Here is a 13,987-nt window from a genome sequence, read left to right as displayed (position 1 = left end):
GGCGGGTTCAGGGTTGCGGGCGAGCCAGGCTAAAGCGGCTGACCGTGCCGCGTCGAGGAACGTAGACTGCTTTGTCGATCGGCTGGCCATCCAGGGTCAGGCGGGCGGCGGGGGCGTTACCCAGGGTAATCGCGAACGGCGCCGGTCCCGATAGCGATTCCGAAGAATTGGCGCGCTTTAGGCTGCTGATCAGTACCTTCCCTTCGGCGTCCTTCACCTCCACCCAGCAGTCGCTGCTGAATTCCAGCAGCAGTTTGGCGCCGGTGTCCGTCGCCGGACTGTCGCCACTGTCCTCGACGGGCGAACTTGGGGCGGCGGCGGTGGCGGTTTGCACTCCGGGCAATGAAGGTGCCGGCGTGGGTTCCGGGGCAGGTGGCGCCGCGTTCGGGGCGGGCGTGGGTGGTACCTCGACGACCGGTGGTACCTCGACGACCGGTGGTACCTCGACGACCGGTGGTACCGCGACGACCGGTGGTACCGCGACGACCGGTGCCGGCACGTCTCCCGGTGAGCTTGCGGGCGGCGGCGCGGGCTGGTTTGTCACCTCGGACGCGGGTTGAAATGGAAACTGGGTTTGCGTGGCGGAGGTGGGAGTCGTTGGTTGGTCGTCATTCTGGCTGGCACCTGACCACAGCGCGGTAAGCCGGCTGGGATCGAGGTCGCCCAGATGTTGTATGGCGATCCAGCCGACGCCGGCCACCAGCAACAGGTAGAACAGGCCGCGCAGATCGCGAACCCGGGTCTGTCGCCGCAGCGGGCGCGCCACTTGCAGCGGTGGGGGCGCTTGGCTGGTAATGCCCAGCTGTTGCCGATAGCGCTCCAACACCGCCTGTTCCGGCAGATTCAGCAGCCGGGCGTAACGACTGAGGTAACCACGGACGAAGACCGGTGCGCCCAGTCGTGCGAAATCGTCGGTTTCGAGCGCCTGGATGAGTGTCGGGTTCAAACCGAGATGATGGGCGACGTCACGCTGTTCGGCGCCGTAGCCGGTACGGACTTGGGTGAGCCAGGCGCCCAACGATTCGTTGGCTGCTCCGGTGGCTTCCGTCGATGGGGTAAAATCGGTGCTCATTTCGTTGGACATGCTCTTACGGCTTGTTCAGACGGCGGGCTTCTTCGGAATTCGGGAATTGGCCGGACAGCAGCGCGCTGTACTGCTGGCGCAGGTGCGCATCGCCATCCTGAGCAGTCTCGATCAGAATGCCCAGCCACAGGCTTTGTGGGGTGGGACGGGTCTGGGCATGGTAGCGCTGCAGGAAAGCGCGTCCCTGTAGCGTCTTGCCCTGACCCTGACTGATTTCGGCCAGTGCGTATAGGGCGACGGTGTTGTTGGGATCGCTGTCCAGCGCCTTGCGCAGCCAGGTTTCGGCCTGCGCCAGATCGCCGCGCTGGCGGGCACAGACCCCCAGGCCGGCGTAAGCTTCCGAGGCGCTGGCACCGGCATCGGTCGGGTTGGTGGCAATCTTCTGAAGTTCGCTTTCGCCCTCGGTGGCCCGTGCGGGAAAATGCTTGCATAGTAACCGGGCATAGTTCAGCTTCGCCAAGGTGTAGTCTGGTTGGAGTTCGATCGCTTTCCTGAAATGAGTCTCGGCGGGTGCGTACTCGCGCATCTCCTCGTACAGCACGGCGATGGCGTTATGGGCTTCCGGGTAATCGTCATCGTATTGCAGTGCCTTCAGCAATTTTTCCGTGGCGACCTCGAAGTGGCCCGACTGCATGTAACCGATACCCAGCTTGAAATTGGCTTCGGCGGCGTTGCGCTTGAATTCCTGCTCCTGGGTATTGGCGCAGGCCGCCAGCAACGGCAGCGCCAGGGCAAAGATCATGGATTTGGCCAACGGTGGCATATGATGGAACTCCCTAGCCGGCGAGTCGCGCTGGCTGGCGGCCGCGGGCCTGGACCTGTCCGGCCAACTGACCGCAGGCCGCGGCAATATCGTCGCCCCGTGTCTTGCGAGTCACGACCGTGAGGTCATGGGCCATCAGCACCGCCTGGAAACGGGCGATGGCCGCCGGTCCGGAGCGGCGGTGGCGCGTTCCCGGAAACGGATTGAATGGAATTAGATTGATCTTGGACGGAATGTCCTGGATCAGCGCGGCCAGCGCGCGGGCCTGTTTTTCGGAATCGTTGACCCCGTCCAGCAGCACATATTCCCAGGTGATGCGGCGGTGCGGCTTGTCGGCGATATAGTGCCGGCAGGCCGCCAACAGTTCGGCGATGGGGTACTTGCGGTTGAGCGGTACCAATTGGTTGCGCAATTCGTCGTCCGGTGCGTGCAGAGAGACCGCCAGGCTGACCTCGGAGACGTCCTTGAGCCGGTACAAGGCCGGCACCACGCCGGCGGTGCTCAAGGTCACGCGGCGTTTGGAGATGCCGAAGCCGAGGTCGTCCTGCATCAGGTCGGTCGCCTTGACCACGTTGGCGAAATTCAGCAGGGGCTCGCCCATGCCCATCAGCACGATGTTGGTGATGAGGCGACCGCCGTTGCGCCGGTCGCCCAGTAGTCGGCCGGCCTGCCAGACCTGGCCGACGATCTCGGCGACGCCGAGGTTGCGGTTGAAACCCTGTTGAGCGGTGGCGCAGAACGAGCAGTCCAGCGGACAGCCGATCTGCGAGGAAATGCACAGCGTGCCGCGATCCGGTTCGGGGATGAACACCGTTTCGACGCAGTTGCCGCTATCCAGCCGGATCAGCCACTTGTGGGAGCCGTCGCGGGAAGCTTGGTCGAGCGCGACCGCCGGTGGGCGGATTTCGGCACGCTCGGCCAGCCGCTCCCGCAGTGCCTTGCTCAGGTTGGTCATGGCGGCGAAATCGGTAACGCCCTCGTGGTAAATCCACTTCATGATCTGGGTGGCGCGGAAGGCTTTCTCGCCCATTTCGACGAAAAAACCCTCCAGATCGCGGCGGTTCAGATCCAGCAGGTTTACCGTGTTGGCGGCTGCGGTCACGCGGAGTTTCTCCAATGGCTTACAGGGTACGCGGGCACAGCCCATCCTGGCCGAAGAAGAACGCGATCTCGACTTCGGCGGTTTCCGGGGCATCGGAGCCATGCACGGCATTTTGGGTGACGCTCTCGGCGTAGTCGGCGCGGAGGGTGCCGGGCGCGGCTTTTTTCGGATCGGTGGCACCCATGATCTCGCGGTTACGGGCAATGGCATTCTCGCCTTCCAACACCTGGGCCACGATTGGACCGGAAGTCATGTAGGCGACCAGCTCCTGGTAGAAGGGGCGCTCGCGGTGGATGGCATAGAATTGCTCGGCTTGTTCGCGGCTCAGATGCAGCATTCGGGCGGCGACGAGGCGCAGGCCCTGGGTCTCGAAGCGGCTGATGATCGCGCCGATCAGGTTGTGGGCGACGGCGTCGGGTTTGATGATGGATAAGGTACGTTCAACAGCCATGAAAAGGCTCCGTGAGTCGAAGTCGGGTTGGGAAGCGGCGCCGTACCCGACTGGGGAGTGTCGGGCTTAACTTTGGAGTTTAGCGATAATTTGCGGATATCGACAACGCACCGTCCGGCGGGCGTCGCCCGATTATGGGACGATTGCCGCCGCAAATCCAGATTGATTGAACGGCGCCGGACCCGGAATGTTCCGGGTGGCGCGACGGCCGTCGGAGCGGTCAGACAATTTTTCTCAGTTCGTATTCCAGAATGCCCTGTGCGCCGGCGGCGGTGAGGTGGGGGATGAGGTCTCGCGCCTGGCTGCTGTCGACCACGGTTTCCAGCGCCCGCCAGTCGCCGAGTTTGAGTTGCCGCATGGTGGTGACCTGTTGAAACCGGGGTGGCGAAAAGGGCGCTAGTTTAACCGCGACCGGGCGACGAATACACTTGCGGTATGAAACGGCCTCATGCGCATCCATGGGATCTCGACCCGGCGGCGGCGATTGCCCTGCAGCGAAACCTGCGCGCCCACCTGATGCTGAGCGACCAAATCGGTCCAGTGCGCCGGGTGGCGGGGGTGGATGTGGGCTTCGAGTCGGGCGGCGGCGTGACCCGGGCGGCGGTGGCGGTGCTGCGCTATCCCGAACTGGAGGTGCTGGAAACCGCCGTTGCCCGCCAGCCGACCACCTTTCCCTACATGCCGGGCCTGCTGTCGTTCCGCGAGCTGCCGGCGGTGTTGGCGGCGCTGGAGCGCTTGCGCGAGCCGCCGGATTTGCTGCTGTGCGACGGGCAGGGCATCGCCCACCCGCGCCGGATGGGCCTCGCCAGCCATCTCGGCCTGCTGGTGGACATTCCCGCAGTGGGCGTGGCCAAGACCCGGTTGTTTGGAACCCATGAGCCGGTGCCGGAAGCACGCGGGGCATGGGCGCCGCTGTGGGCGGGTGGCGAGATCATCGGCGCGGTACTCCGCACCCGGATCGGCGTCAAGCCGCTGTACGTCTCATCCGGCCACCGGGTCAGCCTGGAAACGGCGGTCGCTTATGTGATGGGTTGCTGCACCCGCTATCGCTTGCCGGAAACCACCCGGCACGCCCACCGGTTGGCGTCGGGCTAGTGGGCATGTCGCCAGGTCTACAGCGTCAGCAGGCGGTGGGCTTCCTTGAAGAAATCCGGCTTCGGCAGAATTTCGCTGGTTGGGAACCGGACCAGCAGGGTGGTGAACCGGCGATCGTCGCCAAGTAGCGTGTCGTCGAAGGCCAGCGTGCTGGCGACGCGGGACGAATTCGGCGCCACTTTCTGGTTCATGTGGTCCAGGGTGAGCGTGACTTGCTCCATGCGCAGGTGCTGTTCCGGTTCGCGCAAGGTGGAGGTGACCCGTTCCAGGTGATCCTCGATCGTGGCCGAATCGGCGCGCATCTGGTCCAGTTCGGCCCTGACCTCCCGTAGTTGCCGGTCGATGGCGGCGGGATCATGCACCTCCGGCAATCCGGTCTCCAGCAAGGACTCCAGTCCCAGCTTGGCCGATTTCAGCAAGCGAGCCTGCTTTTGCAGCAGATGCCGTTGTTCCCGCTCCAATTGCTCCCGTCGGGTCCGGATCGAGATCAGGCGCTTCAGCGCGATTTCGATCAGATAATCGAAGGCCTGTTTCTTGAGTTCCCAGCGAGTTTCCGTTTCGCTTTCCGCAAGGAACGCCAGTCGGTGGTTGCGGAAATTAACCATGGTTTGCGCCACGTCCCGCCGGAGCATGTCGCCCTGTAGATCCACGCCCAGCACTTTTTTTTCGACCCTGTCCACGCCCAGTGCGGCATACAGCACCGCGGGCAGGGAATTGGCATGTTGCTGACGGTATTGCTCCAGGGCCGGTCCGAAACTCAGGATTTCCCGCAGGTGTTCCGACGACGCGAACAGGGCGCGCAGGCGAGGGTTAGCGGTGAATTCACGTTTACTGACCTCGAAAGCGGGAGGCAGACTGTCGATCAGGGTGCTGACGTGCTCGACCGACCGCTCCACCGCGTGCCACAGAATCCGTTGATAATGGTTGACGAAGCGCAGGCGGGGATCGGTGCCGTTCACCACGCGCTCGATCGCCGCCCGGATCAGGGTTGCATCGGATTTGCCGGACGGGGCGGGCGTCGCGGCGAAGATGGATTGCAGGAAGCGAAATACCATGGGGAACTCTACTCCTTCCAACCGGATCGGACGCCGGCCCCCAAGGGGCACGGCGTGGTTGCGGGATTGCCGCCGACGCCAGCGAGCAAATCCGAACTCTTCTTATTGTCGCAAGTTGAGCCGAATTCCAGCGTTGGCCAGAAAATATAGTGCATGAACGTCGATGGAACCCGGATAGACCACAGTTTGGTTAGGGTTGAGAGGGGTATAATTCGAACTCATCGGCGCTGGGCCGGCGGGCGGAGTGGATGGTGGAAAAAAGGGGAACCGTGATGGAAATGATTGAAAACAAGATGTTCGACGAGATTCAAGTCGGCGATCAGGCCAGCCTGACGCGGGCCTTGGACGAGGACGGCGTTGAAGCGCTGGCGGTGATTACCGGCAATCTCAATCTGATCGATCTCGATCCGGGGTCGGCGGACACCTCAATGTACGGACAGGGTGGCGGGCAAACCAGCTGGTCCGCCGTGCTGTTCGCCACGCTGGCTGGTACCCGGTTGCCGGGACTGGGCTCCATCGCCCGCCATATCGACGTTCGCCTGCACCGGCCGGTGGCCATCGGCGTGCCGGTCACCGCCACGGCCACGGTGACGGAAAAACGGACCGAGACCGGCGTTGTGGTGCTCGACTGTCGGGCCGTCGATCCGGCCGGCGTCGAGGTGGCGACCGGCCGGATCGAAGTGCTCGCGCCCACGGTGAAGCAGCGACACGCGCTCAGGGACCTGCCGAAGGTTCAGTTGCGCCGCGACAACCGCTACCTGGAATTGCTGAAAGCCTGCGAGGGTCTCCCCGCCCTGGGTTGCGCGGTGGTCCATCCGTGTAGCGCCGATGCGCTGCGGGGCGCGATCGAGGCGGCCGAACACCATCTGATCACGCCCATTCTGATCGGACCGGAAGACAAGATCCGGGCCATTGCCGCGCAAGAGAATCTGGACCTGACACCGTACCGGCTGGTGCCGTCCGAGCACAGTCACCACTCCGCCGAACTGGCGGTCGCCATGGTGCTTTCCGGCGAGGCGCAGACCCTGATGAAGGGCAGCCTGCATAGCGACGAATTGCTGGCCGAGGTGGTGAAGAAAGTGGGGGGGTTGCGCACCGAGCGACGCATCAGCCACTGCTTCCTGCTGGCGGTACCCACCTTTCCGCGCCCGATCATCATCACCGACGCCGCCATCAACATCCTGCCGACGCTGGAGGTGAAACGCGACATCATCCAGAACGCCATCGAATTGGCCCACGCCATCGACATTCCACAGCCCAGGGTGGCGATTCTGTCGGCGGTGGAAACGGTTACCGCCAAGATTCCTTCCACGTTGGATGCCGGCGCGCTGTGCAAGATGGCCGACCGTGGTCAGATCACCGGCGGCCTGCTGGACGGTCCGCTGGCTTTTGACAACGCCATCGACGAGGGGGCGGCGCGGACCAAGGGCATCGTTTCGCCGGTGGCCGGCAAGGCCGATATCCTGGTGGTGCCCGACATGGAGGCGGGCAACATGCTGGCCAAGCAACTGACCTTTATGGCCGGGGCCGAGGCGGCCGGTATCGTGCTCGGCGCCCGTGCGCCCATCGTGCTGACCAGCCGCGCCGATAGTGCCCAGACCCGGTTGGCCTCCTGCGCGGTGGCGGTATTATTCGCCGAGGCCCAGCGCAAGGGCGCGGCCTTGCTCAAGGCGAGTGGCGATTAAGCGCCCTGCCTGAATTTCTCGCTCACGCGGCGGGAGATAGAGGAGCCGTCGGGGTTGGTCGGCCCTTCAGCCGCTGGTGGCCGGCGGCGGCGGCGACCACTGATACAGCCAGGTCTCGCTCAATGCCCCGTCGGCGCCGCTCAGGTAGCAACGCAGATCCACCGGTTCGCGGCCGCCGGCCACCAGATCGAAATGGCAGCGCCACAGCTTCGATTCCGCGACCGGTTTGACGACCGCGTCGCGGATTTCCCCGCGCGAGGCGGCAACGACCGCTTGCGGCTGGGCGTCCTTGGGCAGATTATCGAGTGGCCCGCCCTGGAAATCGATCACGAACTTGCGCAGTGGCGTGGTGAGGGTTTGGCCAGGTATCCCACCCTTGCCCAGCCGGGTGGCGACGACCTCCGCGACCGTGGGCCGGACCGGCGGTTGCGCGCCCCAGTACAGACGGTAGCTGAAGTCGATTTCCCGGCCCGGTTGCGCCGGTTCCGCCGGATTCCAGAACGCCACGATGTTGTCCAGGGTTTCGTCGGCGGTCGGCAATTCGACCAGTTGCACCATGCCCCGCCCCCACGCGCCGAGCGGTTCCACCCATAATGAGGGCCGTTTATTGTAAAACGCGCCATCGTCCTGATAGTGATCGAACTCCCGGTCGCGTTGCAGCAGGCCGAAACCGCGCGGGTTGTCGTCCAGGAAGGAGTTGACCCGGAGATAGTGCGGGTTGAGGATCGGCCGCCAGATCCATTCGCCCGTGCCGGTCCATAGCGCCAATCCGTCGGAATCGTGAATCTCCGGACGGTAATCGTCGGCCACCCGCCGGTCGTTTTCGCCGCACTGGAACATTGAGGTCATCGGCGCGATGCCCAGGCGTTCGATCGGGCGGCGCGGGAACAGCCGGGTTTCGACCTGCATGGTCGTGGTGTCGCCCGGCTCGACCACGAAGGTGTAGGCGCCGGTGATGCTGGGGCCGTCGAGCAGGGCGTGAATCGTCAAGGTCTTGGCATCCACCGCCGGCCGTTCCAGCCAGAACGCCCGGAACTCGGGGAATTCCTCGGGGCGCTCCAGGCCAGTGTCGATGGCCAGGCCACGGGCGGACAGGCCGTATTGCTTGCTGGCGCCGACCGCGCGGAAGTAGCTGGCGCCGAGGAAGGAGAACATGTCGCGGTCCCAGTCGGCGCGGCTGTTGACGCGAAAGCCGGCGAAGCCGAGATCGCCGACCTGTTCCGGGATCTTGTCCTGGACGCGCGGGCCGTATTTGAACAGGTCCGGTGAGAAAATAATCGCTCGGGCCTGGCCGGCGACGACTTCGTACAGGGCGACGGGATGGTGAAAATACAACCCCAGGTGGAAGAACCGCGCCTGGAACGGCCGTTCGCCGCCGGCCCACAGGCTGTGATCGACGCGGAAGTTGTTGAGGGCCTGGTAGTCGTCCCAGTTCATGGCCGCCAGCCACGGTGGCCGGGCATCACTGGGGGCGGCATACGGTTCCCGCGCCAATTGCCGGGCGGTTTTCCGCAGCCAGTCCCGGCTGAACGCTTGCTCATCGGCTGGGGGGACGCTCGCCACCGTGGCGGCGCGGACCAGGGAAGCCGGCGGCATTCCGCAAGCGACCAGTTGCAGCAACCGTGTCAGTAACTTCCGTCGTGTCATGTTGCCTGTCGCAACCCGTCGTTGTCGTTATTGGAGCGAAAATTATAGCGCAGCGGTCGGTTTTGCATGGGTCCACGCGGATTATTGCCGTTGCCGCAAACTCGGCGACTGATGACAGCCGGGTTTGCGTCGATTGGATTTTCACTCGTGCGGAATGAACAGCACGGTGTAATCTTTAGCCTTGAACTCGTCCCCAAGGTTCGGGTGGCCGTGCAACCGATAGAGCCAAGCAGTTGAGAACGAGGTGCTACCCGCGCGTGAATTCGGTTGCGGGACTTTCGTTCAGGCTGGTTGCTCAGCGGGAAACGTGGGCTTCGTGACTCGTTACGCGGATCATCGCTCCATGAAGCCGCTGGCTCCGCCGGGGATACCGATGACCCTGACCGGAATCAGCAAGGATTTACCCTCGTGAGCGACAGTACCCAACACGCTTCCCCTCTGGTCCGTCATTTCCGCCAGATTCTGTTGTGGCCCTTGCAGGTGATGCACGCCCGAGTGCGGGAGCCGCACATCTCGAAGTATTGGGAATTGCTGGATGCCATGGGCGAGCAGTGCCCCTGGCGGGAAGTGGCGGATGAATTTGGCGATCCCGACGATTTTCAGGAACGGCACTACAAGGAATTCGTCACCTTTCTACCCTACGTCCAGCGCTTTCTGTATGGCGAGGGCACGGGCCGCGAAGGACTGAGCGGTTACGGCAAATCGCCGATCCGCGTCTACCGCCGCCGCGATATCACCCGGATGCGGGCCATTCTCGATGAGCAATCACCGCCGGTGGTGTTCGAAGTCGCCCATGTGGATCTCTATTTTTTCTACGACATCGACATCGTTGTGCTGGCGATAGAGTTTCACGCCGATGACTTGCCGTTGCCGCTGGCCCAGGAAGCGCTGTTCAAGCTGGGTCGGGCCTATCCGGCGTTTTGGGAGGCCAATGGCCAAGGCGGCCAATGCCCGCGCCGGGTGGAGTGGCTGGCGGCGACCGGCGAGACGCTGGCGGTGTCCGACTACGAAAACCGGCGTAAATATCTCAACTTCGTCTGTCAACACCGTTCTCCCAGTGTCGCCGCCCATTGGGAATATTTGCTGCGGCCGCTGGCTCTATACCATTCCGACCGGGAGGGCGTGGTTCGTTACCGGCAGATCGAATACCACCGCATGCCGCTATTGGCCTACCTCAGCTTCGACGATCCGCGGGCGCTGACCCGCGGCGACTTTGCCCGCCTGGCCCTGGTCGCCAAGCCGGGACCCTCCAATACCCTGCCCTATTCCGAGCAGGAGCTGGCCGATTTCGAGCGGAAATACTGCTACGACAAGTTCTGGAATCCCGCTGATCCGGCACTGGGCAGTCGCTACCTGTGCTGCGGTCACGCCTTCGTCATGATCGGTAAGGCCAGCGACTGTTTCTTCGCCGACCCGGAAACCGGCTTGCTGGGCCAGTTCCGCCATCAGTATTTCCTGGTCAACCTGATCGCCCATTTCCACAAGGCTACCCTGATGTTGTTCTCGGAGTGGCTGGTCGCGGCGGTCAGTCAGCTCGATATCCGCAATGTGGACTCGGTTAAAACGTTCAAGCGGGAAATCCGCCGAATTTTCGAAACCTTCCTGCGTTTCACCCATCGCTACTGGTTTCACGAGGTTTCCAATCAGGCGCAGGCCAAGGATCTGTTCCGGATGTTGACCGGGCATCTCGATACCGATCGGGTTTACCGGGATGTCAGCGAGGCGGTCAAGGAAATGAATCAATATCTGGACAGCGATGGCTTGCGCCGGCAGGCCAACACCGTGGTACGGCTGACCGTGGTGACTACTTTCGGCATGATCGGCGCGATTACCACCGGTATTCTGGGCATGAACGTCTTCGACGAGGCGGGCCAACCGTGGTGGCAGCGACTGTTGCTGTTTCTGATCGTATTTCTGCCGACCACGATGCTGGTGCTGTACACCATCGAGAAATCCAAGCGGCTGTCCGATTTTCTGGAGACCCTGTCGGACGAGCGGCGCGGTCTGAAAGCCAAGCTCGGGGTGCTGTTCAAGTCCAGGAAGCCGCGTCGCGACGCCTCGTCCCGACCCTGACGGGAATCGTGGCGATCTCTCGATGCCCGGACGTGCCGAGTTGGCCCGAGTCTGATACTGGCCGGCGCGAAGGAGCGGCGGTCATGCAAAAGCGGCGTCCCACGCTTGCGAATTGAGCGCTAAATCGCCACCACCCCAGCCCCCGCTTCCGTCTTCGCCATGCCCTGCTGCTCCTTGGCCGCTATCTTCAACCGGTAGACTTCGTCATGAGCGCCGATAAGAAGAGAAGCGAAATGACCGACTACACGAAACTTGAAAAAGAAGTGGGCATCCAGGCCGACCTGACGAAGAGATGACGATGACTCCAGATAAACCACTCACTGCCAGCATCCTGGCCATCATGTACTTCGGTGATGTCGTGTTCGCGATCAGCGGCGCGCTGACGGCGGCCCGCTACCGCATGGATGTTCTCGGCTTCGTGCTGATCGGCACCATCACCGGAATCGGAGGTGGCACCACACGCGATCTGCTGCTCGGCCGCACCGTCTGGTGGACGCAGAATCCGTTTGAATTGATCCTGTGTATCGTGGCATCCCTGATCACGTTCTTCTTCATCACGAGTGATATTACCCGGCGTAAGGGGATGATCTGGTCCGATACTCTGGGTCTGGCCGTGTTCGGCGTGGTGGGCTGCCACATCGCGCTCCAGTTTGGGGCGCCTTTCATCATCGCGGTGTTTATGGGCATGGTGACGGCAACCGGCGGCGGCGTCATTCGCGACGTACTCACCAACACCCAGCCTATGATCGTGAGTGGTCAGGTGTACGCCACGGCGGCGCTGCTGGGTTCCCTCAGCTACGCCAGTATGCGGTACCTGGGCGTCCCGGAAGTCGCCGCTGAAGTGATAGCCTGTCTGGCGGCCTTCTCGCTGCGGGCTTCGGCCATCATCTTCAATATCCGCATGGGGCCGCCCGGGGAGTTTATTCGCATCGGTGGTCGGACAGTCGATGCGAAACGGGATGATTGAAGGACATTCGATCGATAAAGGGGTTGGCTTTTGACGATCGGGAATGGAGGCGAACAATCTCAATGCAACAGCAGGCAGGCGTCGAATGACGGTCGCGACCACAAGTTGGCCGATGGACTCAACCACGTTGCTACCTGGAACGCCGCCATGCTGCTTTCGGACGACACCCGCGAGGTGGTGGTGGCGATGCAAAAGCGATGGTCCGCATTCGCGGATTGAGCGCTCAATCTCCAGCAATTAGGGTTCCAAGCGCATCCTTGACTCCGCCGTTTCCTGGTGCTGGAATTAGTACCGATTTTCGTACCGGAACCAACGATGAACAGCATTCCAGCCCAAGAGATCAAGCGCCGAGGGATATCCGCCGTCGATGAGGCATTGCGCGACGGACCCGTACACATCATCAAGAACAACCGTCCGCACTGCGTGGTGTTGACGGAAGAACGCTTCCAGGAGCTTCTGGAGGCACAACAAGAGGTGGCCCGTGAAAGCCTGCGCGCCTCGCTGGAGGATATGCAGGCCGGGCGCGTCAACCGATATGACGACGTGGATTCCTTAATCCGACAGCTTGAGCGTGACGACGACGAATGACCTTTACCTTGGTCACGACCCACCACTTCGAGCGCCGTGCCCGCAAATTTTTACGCACGCACCCAAATCTAAAGCCCGTCTTCGCCGACACCCTCGAGCGACTCCAGAACGATCCGTTCCAGGCGAGTCTCAAGCTGCACGGGCTTGGGGGAACCCTATCCGACATCCAAGCTATCAGTCTCACGCACAGCTACCGACTCACGCTGACCGTGCAGATCACCGAGCGAGAGATTGTGCTTCTCGATATCGGCTCGCACGATGAGGTTTATCGGTGAAGATAACCGCCAAGGATATCGCACGATGGGCCGAACTCCGGGAGGCGCAAGGATCACTGCCTCGACTCATTCGTCGCTTGGCGATGCAGTCAGGGACGGTCACACAGCTTGTTTTCCCTGCCGGGGAGTCCATCAGCCTGCCAGGGTGGGATGGAGAGATCCTAAGCAGCGATGGCGACGCTTGGGTGCCCAAGGGCAAGTCATGCTGGGAACTGAGTGTCGAGGCCAATCCAACCACCAAGGCGAATCGAGATTACGACAAGCGGACGAACGAAACACTGGAGGCTGTTCGACGCAGTGCCACCTTGGTCACCGTTACCGCGAGACGTTGGAGCACAAAAAAAGCATGGCGTGATAAGAAAATCGCCCTGGACGAGTGGCAATCGGTTCGCGCATACGATGCCGACGACCTGGAGGCGTGGTTGGAAGCAAGTCCTGCGATCGCTTTGGACTTTGCCGATGAGCTTGAGTTGACTGGCGACGGGGTCGAAAGTGCCTCTCATTACTGGCGGGCTTGGGCCAGGCAATCCGCCTCGCCAATTCGGAGGTGAGGCGAAGTTAAAGGCGCTCTATGCGGCTGTCACCTCAAAACCGGAAATCTTCGCGGAATTGATCTGCCTCGTGTACCGATCCGAAGGAGCGGAGCGCAACGAGGAACCGCCAAGCGAGGGGGAACGTCTCGCGGCCGAGAGCGCATGGGATATCCTGCACCATTGCCGTCGGCAGCCGGGCACGAGGCCGGACGGTAGTCTCGATGCCGCCGAGTGTGTCCGATTCGTCGAGGAGGTGCGGGAACTCTGTCGCCAGCGCGATCGCTCTACCATGGGCGACCAGGCGCTCGGCCAGATCCTGGCCCATGCACCCATCGGCGATGACCGTGTCTGGCCGGGATTGCCGGCACGGGATATTCTGAATTGCTTCGAGCTGGAACAAATGCGGGTTGGTTTTCAAACTGGCACATTCAATAAGCGAGGCGTGACATCACGCGCTCTTGATGAGGGTGGCGATCAGGAACGAACCCTTGCACAACGCTACTGCCAAAACGCCGACGCGCTTGCAGTAACCCATCCGTATCTCGCCGCAAGCCTGGAAGAGCTTGCCCGGCGGTACGAGGCTGCTGCGAGGCGCGAAGATAACGAGGCCGGACTGCGTCGAGAGCGCTATTGACCTCGAGTATGGTGATGTGCGGGAATTTCAGGGTT

General features: G+C 62.5%; 16 protein-coding genes. 8 read left to right on the top strand and 8 right to left on the bottom strand.

Annotated features, from left to right (window positions below):
* Nucleotides 1-7 precede the first annotated feature (7 nt).
* The 5 genes from IPM89_09410 to IPM89_09390 form a co-directional block, all read right to left on the bottom strand.
* Nucleotides 8-1,084: a helix-turn-helix domain-containing protein gene (locus tag IPM89_09410; protein ID QQS53141.1), complete on the bottom strand. Its 1,077-nt coding sequence runs from the start codon at nt 1,082-1,084 to the stop codon at nt 8-10.
* A gap of 4 nt (nt 1,085-1,088) precedes the next feature.
* Nucleotides 1,089-1,847, bottom strand: a complete 759-nt coding sequence (gene pilW, locus IPM89_09405; protein QQS53140.1) for a type IV pilus biogenesis/stability protein PilW — start codon at nt 1,845-1,847, stop codon at nt 1,089-1,091.
* Between the two features lie 13 nt (nt 1,848-1,860).
* Nucleotides 1,861-2,994, bottom strand: coding sequence for a 23S rRNA (adenine(2503)-C(2))-methyltransferase RlmN (rlmN, locus tag IPM89_09400; GenBank protein ID QQS53139.1), 1,134 nt, complete (start codon nt 2,992-2,994; stop codon nt 1,861-1,863).
* On the bottom strand, nt 2,969-3,400 hold the full coding sequence (gene ndk, locus IPM89_09395) for a nucleoside-diphosphate kinase (protein QQS53138.1): 432 nt from the start codon (nt 3,398-3,400) through the stop codon (nt 2,969-2,971). The genes rlmN and ndk overlap by 26 nt, the downstream gene beginning before the upstream one ends.
* A gap of 220 nt (nt 3,401-3,620) precedes the next feature.
* Nucleotides 3,621-3,860 carry a hypothetical protein gene (locus IPM89_09390; GenBank protein QQS53137.1) on the bottom strand — a complete coding sequence of 80 codons (240 nt, stop codon included), beginning with the start codon at nt 3,858-3,860 and terminating at the stop codon, nt 3,621-3,623.
* Between IPM89_09390 and nfi the strand changes: the two genes are divergently transcribed.
* Nucleotides 3,836-4,495 carry a deoxyribonuclease V gene (nfi, locus tag IPM89_09385; protein QQS53136.1) on the top strand — a complete coding sequence of 220 codons (660 nt, stop codon included), beginning with the start codon at nt 3,836-3,838 and terminating at the stop codon, nt 4,493-4,495. The two genes, IPM89_09390 and nfi, sit on opposite strands and share 25 nt — an antisense overlap.
* 17 nt (nt 4,496-4,512) lie before the next feature.
* On the opposite strand, the gene IPM89_09380 is transcribed toward nfi, so the two are convergent.
* Nucleotides 4,513-5,550: a hypothetical protein gene (locus tag IPM89_09380; GenBank protein ID QQS53135.1), complete on the bottom strand. Its 1,038-nt coding sequence runs from the start codon at nt 5,548-5,550 to the stop codon at nt 4,513-4,515.
* A 278-nt stretch (nt 5,551-5,828) separates the two neighbouring features.
* Here IPM89_09380 and IPM89_09375 point away from each other — a divergent pair, with 278 nt between their 5' ends.
* The gene (locus tag IPM89_09375) at nt 5,829-7,235 is read left to right on the top strand and encodes a bifunctional enoyl-CoA hydratase/phosphate acetyltransferase (GenBank protein QQS55859.1); all 1,407 of its coding nucleotides are present in this window, start codon (nt 5,829-5,831) and stop codon (nt 7,233-7,235) included.
* 66 nt (nt 7,236-7,301) lie between these two features.
* Here IPM89_09375 and IPM89_09370 read toward each other — a convergent pair whose 3' ends face one another.
* Nucleotides 7,302-8,882: a glucan biosynthesis protein D gene (locus IPM89_09370; GenBank protein ID QQS53134.1), complete on the bottom strand. Its 1,581-nt coding sequence runs from the start codon at nt 8,880-8,882 to the stop codon at nt 7,302-7,304.
* Between the two features lie 408 nt (nt 8,883-9,290).
* Here IPM89_09370 and IPM89_09365 point away from each other — a divergent pair, with 408 nt between their 5' ends.
* A complete protein-coding gene (locus tag IPM89_09365; protein QQS53133.1) occupies nt 9,291-10,955 on the top strand; it encodes a hypothetical protein in 1,665 nt (554 codons plus the stop codon).
* Between the two features lie 119 nt (nt 10,956-11,074).
* On the opposite strand, the gene IPM89_09360 is transcribed toward IPM89_09365, so the two are convergent.
* Nucleotides 11,075-11,272: a hypothetical protein gene (locus IPM89_09360; GenBank protein QQS55988.1), complete on the bottom strand. Its 198-nt coding sequence runs from the start codon at nt 11,270-11,272 to the stop codon at nt 11,075-11,077.
* Here IPM89_09360 and IPM89_09355 point away from each other — a divergent pair.
* From IPM89_09355 to IPM89_09335, 5 genes are all read left to right on the top strand, one after another.
* Nucleotides 11,248-11,922 (top strand): trimeric intracellular cation channel family protein, encoded by a 675-nt coding sequence (locus IPM89_09355; GenBank protein ID QQS53132.1) that lies wholly within the window; start codon nt 11,248-11,250, stop codon nt 11,920-11,922. The two genes, IPM89_09360 and IPM89_09355, sit on opposite strands and share 25 nt — an antisense overlap.
* A gap of 315 nt (nt 11,923-12,237) precedes the next feature.
* Entirely contained in the window at nt 12,238-12,510 is a 273-nt protein-coding gene (locus IPM89_09350; GenBank protein ID QQS53131.1) for a type II toxin-antitoxin system Phd/YefM family antitoxin, read from the top strand.
* Complete coding sequence (locus IPM89_09345; protein ID QQS53130.1) at nt 12,507-12,785, top strand: plasmid stabilization protein; 279 nt, start codon at nt 12,507-12,509, stop codon at nt 12,783-12,785. The genes IPM89_09350 and IPM89_09345 overlap by 4 nt, the downstream gene beginning before the upstream one ends.
* Nucleotides 12,782-13,336 carry a hypothetical protein gene (locus IPM89_09340; protein QQS53129.1) on the top strand — a complete coding sequence of 185 codons (555 nt, stop codon included), beginning with the start codon at nt 12,782-12,784 and terminating at the stop codon, nt 13,334-13,336. The genes IPM89_09345 and IPM89_09340 overlap by 4 nt, the downstream gene beginning before the upstream one ends.
* Nucleotides 13,278-13,952, top strand: a complete 675-nt coding sequence (locus tag IPM89_09335) for a hypothetical protein (protein ID QQS53128.1) — start codon at nt 13,278-13,280, stop codon at nt 13,950-13,952. Before IPM89_09340 ends, IPM89_09335 begins: the two co-directional genes overlap by 59 nt.
* The last annotated feature ends 35 nt before the right edge of the window (nt 13,953-13,987 follow it).

The organism is Candidatus Competibacteraceae bacterium, assembly GCA_016699715.1.
GTDB lineage: Bacteria > Pseudomonadota > Gammaproteobacteria > Competibacterales > Competibacteraceae > Competibacter.
This window is presented reverse-complemented; position numbering and strand designations above follow the sequence as displayed.